At 58.0% G+C, this 13,774-nt stretch carries 13 protein-coding genes and 1 tRNA gene; 11 read left to right on the forward strand and 3 right to left on the reverse strand.

Annotation, left to right across the window (positions count from 1 at the left end):
- The gene (locus tag ACVWYU_RS17505) at positions 1 to 960 is read left to right on the forward strand and encodes a MucB/RseB C-terminal domain-containing protein (protein ID WP_457373264.1); all 960 of its coding nucleotides are present in this window, start codon (positions 1 to 3) and stop codon (positions 958 to 960) included.
- Between the two features lie 176 nt (positions 961 to 1,136).
- Complete coding sequence (locus ACVWYU_RS17510) at positions 1,137 to 2,567, forward strand: DegQ family serine endoprotease (RefSeq protein ID WP_090317439.1); 1,431 nt, start codon at positions 1,137 to 1,139, stop codon at positions 2,565 to 2,567.
- A 72-nt stretch (positions 2,568 to 2,639) separates the two neighbouring features.
- Here ACVWYU_RS17510 and ACVWYU_RS17515 read toward each other — a convergent pair whose 3' ends face one another.
- Complete coding sequence (locus ACVWYU_RS17515) at positions 2,640 to 4,073, reverse strand: M48 family metalloprotease (RefSeq protein WP_090317441.1); 1,434 nt, start codon at positions 4,071 to 4,073, stop codon at positions 2,640 to 2,642.
- 98 nt (positions 4,074 to 4,171) lie between these two features.
- Here ACVWYU_RS17515 and ACVWYU_RS17520 point away from each other — a divergent pair, with 98 nt between their 5' ends.
- Together ACVWYU_RS17520 and ACVWYU_RS17525 are read left to right on the forward strand one after the other, a co-directional pair.
- A complete protein-coding gene (locus ACVWYU_RS17520; RefSeq protein WP_390959248.1) occupies positions 4,172 to 4,411 on the forward strand; it encodes a sulfurtransferase TusA family protein in 240 nt (79 codons plus the stop codon).
- Between the two features lie 31 nt (positions 4,412 to 4,442).
- Positions 4,443 to 5,513 (forward strand): AI-2E family transporter, encoded by a 1,071-nt coding sequence (locus tag ACVWYU_RS17525; RefSeq protein WP_390959250.1) that lies wholly within the window; start codon positions 4,443 to 4,445, stop codon positions 5,511 to 5,513.
- Between the two features lie 137 nt (positions 5,514 to 5,650).
- Here ACVWYU_RS17525 and ACVWYU_RS17530 read toward each other — a convergent pair whose 3' ends face one another.
- Positions 5,651 to 6,124 carry a peroxiredoxin gene (locus tag ACVWYU_RS17530; RefSeq protein ID WP_090317451.1) on the reverse strand — a complete coding sequence of 158 codons (474 nt, stop codon included), beginning with the start codon at positions 6,122 to 6,124 and terminating at the stop codon, positions 5,651 to 5,653.
- Between the two features lie 10 nt (positions 6,125 to 6,134).
- Positions 6,135 to 6,695: a glycine cleavage system protein R gene (locus tag ACVWYU_RS17535; protein WP_090317454.1), complete on the reverse strand. Its 561-nt coding sequence runs from the start codon at positions 6,693 to 6,695 to the stop codon at positions 6,135 to 6,137.
- 327 nt (positions 6,696 to 7,022) lie between these two features.
- Between ACVWYU_RS17535 and dapA the strand changes: the two genes are divergently transcribed.
- The 7 genes from dapA (at position 7,023) to ACVWYU_RS17570 (ending at position 13,695) form a co-directional block, all read left to right on the forward strand.
- Positions 7,023 to 7,901, forward strand: coding sequence for a 4-hydroxy-tetrahydrodipicolinate synthase (gene dapA, locus ACVWYU_RS17540; RefSeq protein WP_090317459.1), 879 nt, complete (start codon positions 7,023 to 7,025; stop codon positions 7,899 to 7,901).
- Between the two features lie 17 nt (positions 7,902 to 7,918).
- Positions 7,919 to 9,034, forward strand: coding sequence for an outer membrane protein assembly factor BamC (bamC, locus tag ACVWYU_RS17545; protein ID WP_390959254.1), 1,116 nt, complete (start codon positions 7,919 to 7,921; stop codon positions 9,032 to 9,034).
- 4 nt (positions 9,035 to 9,038) lie between these two features.
- On the forward strand, positions 9,039 to 9,797 hold the full coding sequence (locus tag ACVWYU_RS17550; protein WP_457373265.1) for an MBL fold metallo-hydrolase: 759 nt from the start codon (positions 9,039 to 9,041) through the stop codon (positions 9,795 to 9,797).
- A gap of 28 nt (positions 9,798 to 9,825) precedes the next feature.
- Complete coding sequence (purC, locus tag ACVWYU_RS17555; protein ID WP_007944067.1) at positions 9,826 to 10,539, forward strand: phosphoribosylaminoimidazolesuccinocarboxamide synthase; 714 nt, start codon at positions 9,826 to 9,828, stop codon at positions 10,537 to 10,539.
- An 83-nt stretch (positions 10,540 to 10,622) separates the two neighbouring features.
- Positions 10,623 to 10,712 (forward strand) — tRNA-Ser (locus tag ACVWYU_RS17560).
- Between the two features lie 251 nt (positions 10,713 to 10,963).
- Positions 10,964 to 11,974: an ABC transporter substrate-binding protein gene (locus tag ACVWYU_RS17565; RefSeq protein WP_457373266.1), complete on the forward strand. Its 1,011-nt coding sequence runs from the start codon at positions 10,964 to 10,966 to the stop codon at positions 11,972 to 11,974.
- Positions 11,971 to 13,695: a diguanylate cyclase domain-containing protein gene (locus ACVWYU_RS17570; RefSeq protein WP_457373267.1), complete on the forward strand. Its 1,725-nt coding sequence runs from the start codon at positions 11,971 to 11,973 to the stop codon at positions 13,693 to 13,695. The genes ACVWYU_RS17565 and ACVWYU_RS17570 overlap by 4 nt, the downstream gene beginning before the upstream one ends.
- The last annotated feature ends 79 nt before the right edge of the window (positions 13,696 to 13,774 follow it).

A 13,774-nucleotide genomic window follows, 5' to 3' on the forward strand; every position in this document is an offset into this window, starting at 1 on the left:
ATGCGCGCCATACCTTTACTTACGCTTCTGCTGGGTGGCTGGTTCGTTGTTCCAGCCCATGCCGATGAAGCCCAGGACTGGTTGACCCGTCTTGGTCAGGCCGAGCAGCAGCAAAGCTTTCAAGGTACTTTTGTCTACGAGCGTAACGGTAGTTTTTCTACCCACAACATCTGGCACCGCGTCCAGGAGGGCAAGGTCCACGAGCGTCTGCTTCAGCTCGATGGCTCCGCGCAGGAGGTTGTGCGCGTTGACGGGCATACGCAATGCGTAAGCGGCACCCTGATCGCAGGGCTTGGGGATACCCCCAACTCGGCCGCCCGCGTAATCGATCCACAAAAGCTCAAGAATTGGTATGACCTTGCCGTTATCGGCAAATCGCGCGTGGCCGGGCGATCGGCCGTGATTGTTTCGCTGACGCCTCGCGATCAGCATCGCTACGGTTTTGAACTGCATCTGGACAAGGAAACCGGGTTGCCGCTCAAATCGTTGCTGCTCAATGACAAAGGGCAGTTGCTCGAGCGATTCCAGTTTACGCGACTCGATACCACCACTGTCCCGTCAGAGGGTGATCTGCAGCCTGGCGCCGATTGCAAGGCGGTCAACCTCGAGAGTGACAAGTCCTCCGCGGTCAAGGCCGCTCAAACCTGGCATTCGGATTGGTTGCCACCCGGTTTTGAACTGACCAGCAGTTCGGCGCGCAAGGATCCTGAGACCAAGACACAGGTCAGCAGCCTGATGTATGACGATGGTCTGGCTCGCTTTTCGGTGTTTTTGGAGCCTTTGAATGGCGCTGTCGTCACCGACACCCGTATTCAGCTGGGGCCAACCGTTGCTGTGTCCCGACGTCTGACCACTGCGCAAGGCGAGATGATGGTCACGGTAGTGGGCGAAATTCCGATAGGCACTGCTGAACGGATTGCGCTTTCCATGCGCGCTGACGCTGCCACAACCAAGCAGTAAGCTGAGATCGAAATGTTTCGTGAACATTTCAATTTGCAAAATCCAGTGAATTTTTCTTAAGTCAGAGCCCTCGGCTCTGGCCTTGTTTGTTGTTCCCGGAACAAAGATACCGGCGTATCTTTCTCGGTGTTCCTTGATCCATATCGCTTAACCATGCTCGTCGTAACGGGAGCCGTATGTCGATACCACGCTTGAAGTCTTACCTCTCCATTATTGCCACCGTGCTGGTGCTCGGTCAGGCGGTCGCCGCTCAAGCGGTCGAATTGCCTGATTTCACGCAACTGGTCGAACAGGCCTCGCCTGCGGTGGTCAACATCAGTACCACGCAAAAACTGCCGGACCGCAAAGTGTCGATCCAGGATATGCCTGACCTGGAAGGTTTGCCGCCGGCGCTTCGCGAGTTTTTCGAGCGAGGCATGCCGCAGCAGCCTCGTTCACCGCGGGGCGATCGCCAGCGTGAAGCCCAATCCCTGGGTTCGGGTTTCATCATTTCGCCTGATGGCTACATCCTCACCAACAATCATGTGATCGCCGATGCTGACGAAATTGTCGTGCGTCTCGCCGATCGCAGCGAAATGAAAGCCAAACTGATCGGTACCGACCCACGTTCCGACGTGGCGCTGCTGAAAGTTGAAGGCAAGGATCTGCCGGTCTTGAAGCTGGGCAAATCCCAGGACTTGAAAGCCGGGCAGTGGGTCGTGGCAATCGGTTCGCCATTCGGCTTTGACCACACCGTGACCCAAGGCATCGTCAGTGCCGTTGGCCGTAGCCTGCCGAACGAAAACTATGTGCCGTTCATTCAGACCGACGTGCCGATCAACCCGGGTAACTCCGGTGGACCGCTGTTCAACCTCAATGGTGAAGTGGTCGGGATCAACTCGCAGATCTATACCCGCTCCGGTGGCTTCATGGGCGTTTCGTTCGCCATTCCCATCGATGTGGCCATGGATGTGTCCAATCAGCTGAAAAGCGGCGGCAAAGTCAGCCGCGGCTGGTTGGGTGTCGTGATTCAGGAAGTGAACAAGGATCTGGCCGAATCGTTCGGTCTGGAGAAGCCGGCCGGTGCGCTGGTTGCCCAGATCCAGGATGACGGCCCGGCTGCCAAGGGTGGCCTGCAAGTCGGTGACGTTATCCTGAGCATGAACGGTCAACCGATCGTCATGTCTGCCGATCTGCCGCACCTTGTGGGCGCGTTGAAAGCTGGCTCCAAGGCTAAGCTGGAGGTGATCCGCGACGGTAAGCGCCAGAACGTCGAACTGACTGTCGGTGCCATTCCGGAGGAAGGTAAAGAGTTGGACAGCTTGTCTAAATCCGGCGTTGAGCGTAGCAGCAATCGCCTGGGTGTTTCTGTGGTCGAGCTGACCGATGAGCAGAAAAAAACCTACGACCTCAAAGGCGGTGTGGTGATCAAGGAAGTCCAGGACGGTCCTGCTTCGATGATCGGCTTGCAGCCAGGAGACGTCATTACTCACCTGAACAATCAGGCCATCGAATCGACCAAGCAATTCACGGAGATCGCCAAATCGTTGCCGAAGAACCGTTCGGTGTCGATGCGGGTTCTACGTCAGGGGCGTGCCAGCTTCATCACCTTCAAACTGGCTGAATAATCCGGTTGTTGGCTGAATAAAAAACCGCCTCGAAAGAGGCGGATTTTTTTGTGTCCGACGTTTTTTGAGTCCTTAGCCCATCATGTCCTTGATCATGCGTTCCTGCTCCATCAGCTCGCGTTGACGTGCATCGATTCGTGACGAAAGCGGGAAGTTGTTGCCAGCCTTGCGCTTGGCAAAATCCAGTTGCTGAATGGCTTGCCGATAGTCGCCCACCAGCGCGAAGTACTCGGCGCGCGCCTGGTGCAGGCCGATGATGTTGCCTGACAGGCCGCGCGTCTCGGCAACCTGATACCACACGTCCGGGTCGTTCGGGCGTGACTTGAGCAGGCCTTCGAGTGCCTTTTCGGCGTCGGCGGTACGGTTCTGCTTCAGTAGCAAGTCGACGCGCACCTGATTCAGCGGGTAATTGCCGGGGTACTGCGTCAGTAACCGGTCAACCCGTGCTTGCGCATCCGGCAATCGATTGTTGGTGATGTCCAGATCGATCTGAGCGAGGTTATAAATGATCTCGTTCGGCGACTTGGCCAGCAGTGGTTTGAGATTTTCCCTGGCTTCGTTCAGCTGGCCACCCTTGATCTGGGCGATGGCCAGGCCGTAGCGAGCGACATCGCTTTTCGGGTTTTCATCCAGTTCGGCGCGGAATCGCTTGGCACCCAGGCCAGGGGTTTCTTCGTAGAACAACTGGACCCGTGCTCGAATCAGTTGATAGCGCAGGCTGTCTTCGATACCACCTTTCGGCGCCTGTTCGGCACGGTTGCGGGTGTCGGCGATCCGTGATTCGGTGACCGGGTGAGTCAGAAGGAATTCCGGTGGCTTGGCGTCGTAACGGTACTGACGGCCCAAACGCTCGAACATGGTGGGCATCGAGCGTGGGTCGTAACCGGCTTTTTCAAGATTGAGGATGCCGATACGGTCGGCTTCCTGCTCGTTCTGGCGGGAGAACCGTCGCTGTTCCTGAATCGCGGCGGCCTGCGTACCTGCGATGGCCGCGATACCTGCGTCGCCGGCACCGGCCGCGGCAATCACGATACCTGCCAGCAGGGCGGCCATCATGGGAACTTGCATGCGTTGCTGGGCCTCAACACCACGGGCAAAGTGACGTTGCGACAAGTGAGCCAATTCGTGAGCCAGTACGGAGGCGTATTCACCTTCGGTCTGGGCGTTGAGGAACAGGCCGCCGTTCACCCCGACAATCCCGCCCGGGGCGGCGAAGGCGTTGAGCTGGGGGCTGTTGATCAGGATGAATTCCAGGCGCCGATCATTGACCTGGCTGGTCTCGACCAGTCGGTAGACGCTGGATTCGACGTAGTCCTTGAGCTGCGGGTCATTGAGCTGCGATACCTGGCTACGCAAAAGCGCCAGCCATGCACGGCCCAACTGGTATTCCTGCTGTGGCGAGACAATGGCAGAGCTGGCATCACCGAGTGACGGCAGGTCGTCGGCGAAGCCTGGCGAGGCAAGCAGGCAAGCGAGCGTCAGCAGGGTAGGGCGCAAAAATGTCATGCACAAAGCCTTAGTCGACAAAGACCTTACTGTAGCCGGACACTGGCGCTGCGACCAGATATTCTAGGCGACTCAACTACCTGATCCGGAGTAACGCAATGACCGACGCTGTAGCCCATGACGTTGAACTGGACGCCAGTGGCTTGAATTGCCCGTTGCCGTTGCTCAAGGCCAAGATGGAGCTCAACCGGATGGCCAGCGGTACCGTGCTCAAGGTGATTGCCACTGATGCGGGGTCACAGCGCGATTTCCGCACCTTTGCCCGATTGGCCGGTCATACGCTGCTCCGCGAAGAGGATGAAGCGGGCGTTTACCAGTACTGGTTGAAAAAAGCCTGAAACCTGCGGCGTTTGTTCTTAAGGATTATTAATGTTCAAGGTGTTACGCGACTGGATTCAGCGCTACTTCTCCGATGAAGAAGCCGTGGTTCTCGCCGTTCTGTTGTTTCTGGCGTTCACCGCCGTGCTCACATTGGGCGGCATGCTTGCGCCCGTGCTGGCCGGGATGGTGCTGGCGTATCTGATGCAGGGACTGGTGGTTACCCTTGAACGCGTGCGTGTACCTGGCGGGGTCGCGGTGGGGTTGGTCTTTGCGTTGTTCATGGGAGTGTTGCTGGTATTTATCGTGGTCGTGGTGCCGTTGCTCTGGCATCAGTTGATCACGTTGTTCAACGAGCTGCCGGGAATGCTCGCGAAGTGGCAGTCGCTGTTGCTGCTGCTACCGGAACGCTATCCCCATCTGGTCTCAGACGAGCAGGTGCTGCAGGCCATCGACGTGGCGCGGGGCGAGATTGGCAAGTTCGGCCAGTGGGCGCTGACGTTCTCGCTGTCGAGTCTGCCGCTGTTGGTGAACATCATGATCTATCTGGTGCTGGTGCCGATTCTGGTGTTTTTCTTCCTCAAGGACCGCGAAATGATTGGTCGGTGGGTGCGCGGTTATTTGCCCCGTGAACGGGCGCTGATTACCCGCGTCGCGCATGTGATGAACCGACAAATCGCCAACTACATTCGCGGCAAGGTCATCGAGATCTTCATCTGCGGTGGCGCGACCTACATCGGTTTCGTCGTGTTGGGGCTCAACTACGCGGCGCTGCTGGCGCTGCTGGTGGGCATCTCGGTGGTGGTGCCCTACGTCGGTGCGGTGGTGGTGACCGTGCCGGTGCTGTTGATTGCGCTGTTCCAGTGGGGCTGGAGCGATCAGTTCATCTATCTGATGGCGGTTTACGGCATTATCCAGGTCCTGGACGGAAACGTGCTGGTGCCGTTGTTGTTCTCGGAAGCGGTCAACCTGCACCCGGTGGCGATCATTTGCGCGGTGCTGTTGTTCGGTGGCTTGTGGGGCTTTTGGGGGGTGTTTTTTGCGATACCCCTGGCGACGCTGTTCAAGGCTGTGCTGGATGCCTGGCCGCGCAAGGAGCCCGAGGTGGCACCATTGTTATAACGCTCGGCCTTGATTCGGGGCTGATAACCTCTTCGCGGGCAAGCCCGCTCCTGCAGTTGACCGAGCTGTAAAGGCTGACAGAGTCTCATGTGGGAGCGGGCTTGCCCGCGAAGGCATCCGAACAGACGCTGGGGAAATCAGGCTTTGTTGAGGGCCTGAGCGGCAGCCAACACCGCATCAACATGCCCCGGCACCTTCACGCCACGCCATTCCTGACGTAGCACGCCGTCCTTGTCGATCAGGAACGTGCTGCGATCCACGCCCATGTATTCCTTGCCGTAGAGCTTTTTCAGCTTGATCACGTCGAACTGCTGGCAAAGCGCTTCTTCCTTGTCGCTGATCAGCTCGAAGGTGAATGCCTGCTTGGCCTTGAAGTTTTCGTGGGACTTCAGGCTGTCGCGCGATACGCCGAACACTTCGGTGTTGGCGGCTTTAAAGGCTTCGAGCTGATCGCGAAAGCCCTGGCCCTGGGTAGTGCAGCCTGGCGTGCTGTCCTTCGGATAGAAGTAGATCACCACTTGCTTGCCTTTGAGCGCAGCGAGGCTGACGGTCTGCCCGCTGGTGGCGGGTGCTTCGAAATCGGCAACCGGTTGGTCGATAGCAACGGCCATGAAAGCTTCCTTACATTGGGTTTTGTGGGCGCCACGGTTCGATCAGGGCGTCCAGGTTCAGCGCGTCTGCAAAATCCAGGAACTGATCGCGTAGCCAACTGATTTGCACGCCGGCCGGCAAGGTCACGGTAAACGTGGCATTGAGCATGGTGCCGCCGGTCTGCGGAGCCTGATAGGTGTCGCAGGTCAGGTTCTCCAGCTCAACGTTGTGATCCATGAAGAACTGGCACAACTCGTTGACGATGTCCGAGCGATAGGCCGAACTGACGTAGGCGACGTAGGGCAAGGCCTGCGGACGATTCTCCAGGGCTGCGCTGCGCACAACATTGACGGTGAAGGCGTGCCGTTTGGCCAGCACGGGCAGGCTGCCTTCCAGGCGTGCCAGGGCGTCCCAGCTGCCGGAGACTTCAAGGACCAGCGCACTGCACTCGCCGTGGCGTGTCAGGCGAGAGGTGACCACGGCGCAGCGGTTTTCATGGCTGGCGCGGCACAGGACGTTAGTCAGCTCCATGGGGTTGGCGCCAAGGGCACTGATGACAAGGAATTGTTCGCGAACTGTGGGGGTGGACATGCAGCATTCCTAAAGCGATGAGCGGTCGATACTTCTGTCGGCTTGTTTTGTCGAGGCTAGCCTGCGCAAGCGTATTCGGAAAACCCGAGGCGCAGCTTGCAACGTGCTCCTCAATGGCAGGAGCGAGGGGCGGCAACGCTGGATCAGGGCTTGTGATGCCGAAAATCGAGGCAGAAACCCGACGTACGAGCTTGTCAGTATCGATCAAAGTCTGAAGGGTAGCGAAAAGCAGCGCCAAGGGGAATGGCGGCAGCGCAGTACTTCGCTTGTACAAGCATCTTGGCGCCAGTACCATTACCGCTCTCTTTTTCCGGCAGGAGCGGTTGCATGATTGCGGGCAGTATGGTGGCACTGGTCACACCCATGGATGCGCAGGGTCGTCTCGACTGGGACAGTCTGAGCAAACTGGTGGACTTTCACCTGCAAAACGGCACCCACGCCATCGTGGCGGTTGGCACAACAGGTGAATCGGCCACTCTTGATGTGAACGAACACATCGAAGTCATCCGTCGCGTAGTGAAGCAGGTCAATGGCCGCATTCCGGTGATCGCCGGTACCGGTGCCAACTCGACCCGCGAAGCCATCGAGCTGACCACCAATGCGAAGACCGCCGGCGCCGATGCCTGCCTGCTGGTCACGCCGTACTACAACAAGCCGACCCAGGAAGGCCTGTACCAGCACTTCAAGGCGATTGCCGAAGCCGTCGACATCCCGCAGATCCTCTATAACGTGCCGGGTCGCACCGCTTGCGACATGCAGGCTGAAACCGTGATCCGCCTGTCGACCGTCAAGAACATCATCGGCATCAAGGAAGCCACCGGCGACCTCAAGCGTGCCAAAGCCATCATCGACGGCGTCAGCAGCGATTTCCTGGTGATCTCCGGTGACGATGCCACCGCGGTCGAGCTGATCCTGCTGGGCGGCAAGGGCAATATTTCGGTGACCGCCAACGTCGCTCCGCGCGACATGGCCGACCTGTGCATCGCTGCTCTGAATGGTGAGGCCGAGAAAGCCCGGGCCATCCATGAAAAGCTGATGCCGCTCAATAAAACCCTGTTTATCGAATCCAACCCTATTCCCGTGAAATGGGCGCTGCATGAAATGGGACTGATGCCGGACGGTATCCGTCTGCCGCTCACCTGGCTCAGCGCCGAATGTCACGAACCGCTGCGGCAGGCCATGCGCCAGTCCGGCGTCCTGGTTTAATTGAGGAAGTACAACGCATGAAGCGAATGGCCGGACTTTCCGCACTTGCCTTGATTATCTCCAGCACCAGTGGCTGCGGATGGGTCTGGGGCCCGGAAGGTTATTTCCGTGACCGTGGTAGCGATTACCTGGGCGCGCAACAGACTGCACCGATGCAAATGCCGCCGGATATCAGCACCGCCAAGCGCCTTGACCCGCTGTTGCCGATCCCGCGTAACGTGGCTGATGAAACCGTCAAGGGCGAGTACGTCGTTCCTCGTCCACAACCGCTATCGGTCGCTGCCGACGCCAGTGCCTACTCCCTGCAAAAGAGCGGTGACTCGCGCTGGATCCTCGCGCAAAACCAGCCGGCCGAAGCCTGGCCAGCGGCTGTGCAATTCTTCCAGGACAACGGTTTCCGCCTGGACGAGCAGCGCCCGCAAACCGGTGAGTTCACCACCACCTGGCAGCATTCCGACGAACTTTCCGCAGCCATGGCCAAGCGCCTGAGCGCAGCCGGTGTCGCTTCTGACAGCGAAATCCGTGCCCGGGTACGTATCGAGCCGGGTGTGCAGCGCAACACCAGTGAAGTCTATGTGGTGACCGCCGAGCGTCCTGCCGGCAGTACCGCCGACGTCGCCTTCACCAACCGTTCGGTCAACACCGGCCTGGACGCGGCATTGGTCGATGACATGCTCGCGAGCATGAGCCGCATCTCGGAGAAGGGTGGTTCGGTGTCCATGCTGGCCTCCCGTGACTTCGACGCACCTGGTCGTGTCAGCCTGAATGTGGACGGCAGCGGCAACCCTGTCCTGAACGTTGGTTCCGACCTGGATCGTGCCTGGTCAAGCGTCGGCCGCGCCCTGGAGCACGGCGAATGGCGCGTGGAAGACATCAACCGCAGCCTAGGCCTGTACTACATCAACCTGGCTGAAAAAGCCGAGAAGAAAGACGACAAGCCAGGGTTCTTCAGCGGACTGTTCGGCGGCAAGTCGAGCAAGGAAGAAGTTGAAGCCCGTGCCGAGCGTTATCAGGTTCGCCTGAGCAAGGTGGGTGAAAGCGTTCAGGTCACCGTCGAGAAAAACATCAACACCGTGGCGCCTGCTGATGTAGCGCGCAAAGTGTTGAGCGTGATTCAGGACAACTTGGGCTGATCACATGCGTTTTGCCGTTCTCGGCAGCGGTAGCCAGGGGAACGGCACGCTGGTAGCCAGTGCTGATACATACGTGCTGGTGGATTGTGGTTTCTCCCTGCGGGAAACCGAAAAACGCCTGCTGCGCCTGGGTGTGTACCCTGCGCAGCTGAGCGCGATACTCGTGACCCACGAACATGCCGACCACGTGCATGGCGTGGGTTTGCTGTCTCGGCGCTACAATCTGCCTGTCTACCTGAGTCGCGGGACCTTGCGCGGGATGCGCAAGCCGATTGAACCCGCAGGCTTTCTGGCGGGCGGCGAGCAACTGCGGATCGGCGACTTGAGCATTGGTGTCATTGCCGTGGCCCACGATGCACAGGAACCGACGCAGTACGTCTTCAGTGACGGTGAACGGCGATTCGGCCTGTTGACCGACCTGGGGTCATACTGCAACAGGGTGCTGGACGGTTATCGGGATCTCGATGCATTGATGATCGAGGCCAACCATTGCCGTGACATGCTGGCTCGCGGTCATTACCCGTACTTTCTGAAGCAGCGGGTGGGCGGCGAACTGGGACATTTGAACAACCATCAGGCGGCATTCCTGGTGGCCGAGTTGGGCTGGCAAGGCCTGCAACACCTGGTCCTGGCCCATCTGAGCAGCAAGAACAACCTGCCGCAGCTGGCCCGGCAATGTTTTGTCGACACCCTAGGGTGCGACCCGGACTGGCTGCAATTGGCCGATCAAGATTCAGGGCTCGACTGGCGACACATCGCCTAGCCCATCTACTTAGCAAGCGGAGCCCATCATGGAAAAACGTGAAGAACTCTACCGCGGCAAAGCCAAGTCGGTTTACAAGACCGACGACGCTAACCGTTTGATCCTGTTGTTTCGTAACGACACCTCGGCGTTCGACGGCAAGCGCATCGAACAGCTCGACCGCAAAGGCATGGTGAACAACAAGTTCAACGCCTTCATCATGCAGAAACTCGAAGCCGCCGGCGTGCCGACCCAGTTCGACAAGCTCCTGGGCGACAACGAGTGCCTGGTGAAGAAGCTGGACATGATCCCGGTCGAGTGCGTCGTGCGTAACTACGCCGCCGGCAGCCTGGTCAAGCGCCTGGGCGTCGAAGAAGGCATGAAGCTCAACCCTTACACCTTCGAACTGTTCCTCAAGGACGACGCCAAGGGTGACCCGTTCATCAACGAATCCCACGTCGTGGCATTCGGCTGGGGCACGGCCGAGCAACTGGTTCGCATGAAAGAACTGTCGCTCAAGGTCAACGAAGTCCTGAGCAAATTGTTCGATGACGCCGGCCTGCTGCTGGTCGACTTCAAACTCGAATTCGGCGTGTTCCACGACGGTTCCATCGTTCTGGGTGACGAATTCAGCCCGGACGGCTGCCGTCTGTGGGACAAGGCGACCGGCAAGAAAATGGACAAGGACCGCTTCCGTCAGGGCCTCGGTGACGTTATCGAAGCCTACGAAGAAGTCGCCAATCGTCTGGGCGTACCGCTTTAACCGACGCAAGCATCTGATAGCACGGAAAAATTTCGCTTAGGGGGTTCGCTTCCGGCAAAAGTGTTGTTATGATGCGCGCCGTTGGAGAGATGCCAGAGTGGCCGAATGGGACGGATTCGAAATCCGTTGTACCTTCACCGGTACCTAGGGTTCGAATCCCTATCTCTCCGCCATTATTGAACAAGACGAAGCCCCTGAAATGGTCAAACATTTCAGGGGCTTTTTCGTTTCTGACATTTCGTTCTGCAGACAGGCTGCGATCTCGTTTCAAGCTGATTGGACAGTCTTGATCAGCACAACGTTTTCGACCGAAGGCGCTGCCTGCTCGAAAAGGTTGCCAAACACCGGCTCACTGCCCTATGTATAGTGGCAATATTGCATCCTGTGGGCAGTCTTCATGAGTTACCGGTGCCCGTTGTGGGTCATGCCTCTCATCTTTTTTCTATCACTGCCGGTGCAGGCCGACGAGCACACTTTGCGTGTGCTCGCCTGGCCCGGGTATGCCGACAGTGATGTAGTCGCTGGCTTCGAGAAACGCTTCAACGTTAAAGTCGAAGTCACCATGGTCGGTAGCGATGAAGTGCTTCGAAGCAAGATGACGGAAAACCAGGGCGGTAATTTTGATGTGATCGCCGCCAATACGGCGGAAGTTCACTACTACGCCGATCAAGGGTTACTGCAGCCGCTTCGCCCCGAACGCATTGCCAATACTTCGCGTCAGCTCCCACGGTTTCGCGATTATTCAAGAATCCCCGATGTAGTGGTCGACGGTCGCATCTATGCCATTCCCTACGTCTGGTCGGACATGGGGCTGATCTACGATCGCAAACAGTTCAGTCAGCCGCCCGAGTCCATCAGCAGCATGTGGGACCCGAAGTTTCAGGGCAGCGTGTTGGCGTTCAATACCAGCAACCATAATTTTTCCTTGGCCAGCCTGTCGTTGGGCGGCGATCCGTTTCGGATAGAGGCGGCCGATTTTCCGCGTGTGTCCGAGCAATTGATTGCACTGCGCCGTAACGTGTTGACGTTCTACTCGCTACCGGAGGAAGCCGCGGAGTTGTTTCGCCGGCATAACGTGGCGCTTCTGTTTGCCAACTATGGACGCCAGCAACTCAAGCAGTTGCGGGACGCGGGAATCGACGTGGGTTATGTGATCCCCCGCGAAGGCGCGCTGGCCTGGCTTGATTGCTGGGCAATCAGTCGTGGCGCGCGTGATCCGGTACTGGCCAACGTCTGGATCAATTACATGCTCGAACCCGGGGTCAGCAACCTTCTCACTGAACGTCAGGGGCTGCCTAACACGCTGCAAGAGCCGAATGAGGGAGGTTCCTCAAGTCGCTTGATCTGGCTACGTCCCGTTGAAGACGACAAACGCCGCACCGAACTTTGGCAACGTATCGTTTCTGGCGAGCGTCCGCCGTCGGTGCAGCAATGAGGTTCGGCATCGCCTTCAAGCTTGGCTGTTTGATGGCCGTGTTTGGCATGTTGCCCACGGCCCTCGCGGGCTACTACATCTATAACAGCAGTCGCGAATTATTGCTTCAGGCTGCCGAGCGCGATTTGCAAGCGGCGGTTCAGGTGCTCGGGCGTAATCTGCAAAGCAGTTTGCGCAATATTTCTCTGGATGCCGCCGTGTTGACTAACGGTGCGCACGTACAGCAACTGGCAAATATCAGCGACCCCGCGCAACGCAGTCATGTGCAGGATGATCTGGCCGCATTGTTCCGTGCGATGTTGCTGGCGCATCCCGATTACATGCAGATTCGCTTGATCAGCGCCTCTGATCATGGGCTGGAATGGGTTCGCCAGGATCGGGACGGCGATCGTATCGTCAGGGTCAGTGGCGCTGATCTGCAAGAGAAGGGGCATTTTGCCTATGTGTTCGAGGCGTTGAAGCTGGCTTCGGGCGATGTGCGCATTTCGCCGATTGTCATCAATCACGAGCAAGGTGCGCATTCCGGGCTGGGCAAACCGACGCTGCATGTTTCAACGCCCGTGGCCGACGCTAACGGAAAAGTATTCGGGCTGCTGGTCATCAACGTCGATCTGGATCAGTTGTTCAGCCAACTGCAAAGCGATCTGCCGGATGAATATCAGGTTTATCTCAGTAATCGTTGGGGCGACTTGTTGATTCATCCAGATCATCGGCGGACCTTCGGTTTCGACCAGGGCCGCCGACTGTTTCTGCAAGACGAGTTTTCCGAGGTGTCCCGACTCCTTGATCCGAGCGGCCCGAACAGCTTGATCAGTCGCAGCGTCGAGCAAAATCAACAGGATGGTCTGGTCGCGGCTTTTGTGCGGCTAGCCAACAACTCCGAAACATCCGAGCCGTTTATCATTCTTGGCCTTGGGCAGCTGCAAAGTCATGTGCTGGCGCAAGCATCGCGAGCCGGTGGCTATATTGCACAAATTGCCGTGTTCTTCAGCCTGTTGGCATTGCTGGTGGCGTTTGTTGCGTCCCGCGCGCTGATTCGTCCCCTGCGTAACATGACCGAAGCGGTCGAGTTGTTTTCCCGGGAGCGGAAAATCAGCGAGCTGCCACCTCGGCAAGACGAACTGGGCGTACTGGCACGCAGCTTTCGTGCGATGAAAGAGGAAATTCTGACCCAGCTCAAGGATCTCACCCACAGTCGTGCTGCGTTCGAACATCTGGCTCGCCACGATTCGCTGACCGGGCTGCCCAATCGACGGATGTGCTTCGAGCGGCTGGAACAGGCCCTGATCAGTGCACGGCAGAGCGGTCAGAAAATGGCTTTGCTGTTTGTCGATCTGGATCATTTCAAGGAGGTGAATGATCAGTGGGGCCACCGCTTTGGTGACCAGGTGCTGCAAGCGGTGGCCAAGCTGCTCAGTTCAGCCAGTGAGGCCCGCGATAACGTGGCGCGCCTGGGGGGCGATGAGTTCGTGATGTTCTTTGAGGATGTCCAGGATCCTCGCAAGATAGTCGCTTTGCTGGAGAAACTGCATGTCTGTTTTCAGCTGCCGCTGTTGATCGACGGAAGAGGGGTGAACATCCATGCCAGCATGGGCGTGAGCATGTTTCCACGGGACGGCAACGACATTGGCGCTCTGATCCAGCATGCCGATCATGCGATGTATAAAGCAAAGAGTGCGGGTAGAAACCGGTACTCCTTTGAGGTGATGAGTGAGCACTGACCGGTGAGTCGGGGCATTTCTCCTCGGTCTTGAGACGTCTGAAAAGTTATCGAGCCCGATTGTTGTTACCCCCTGCGCA

Source organism: Pseudomonas sp. TE12234 (assembly GCF_054061835.1).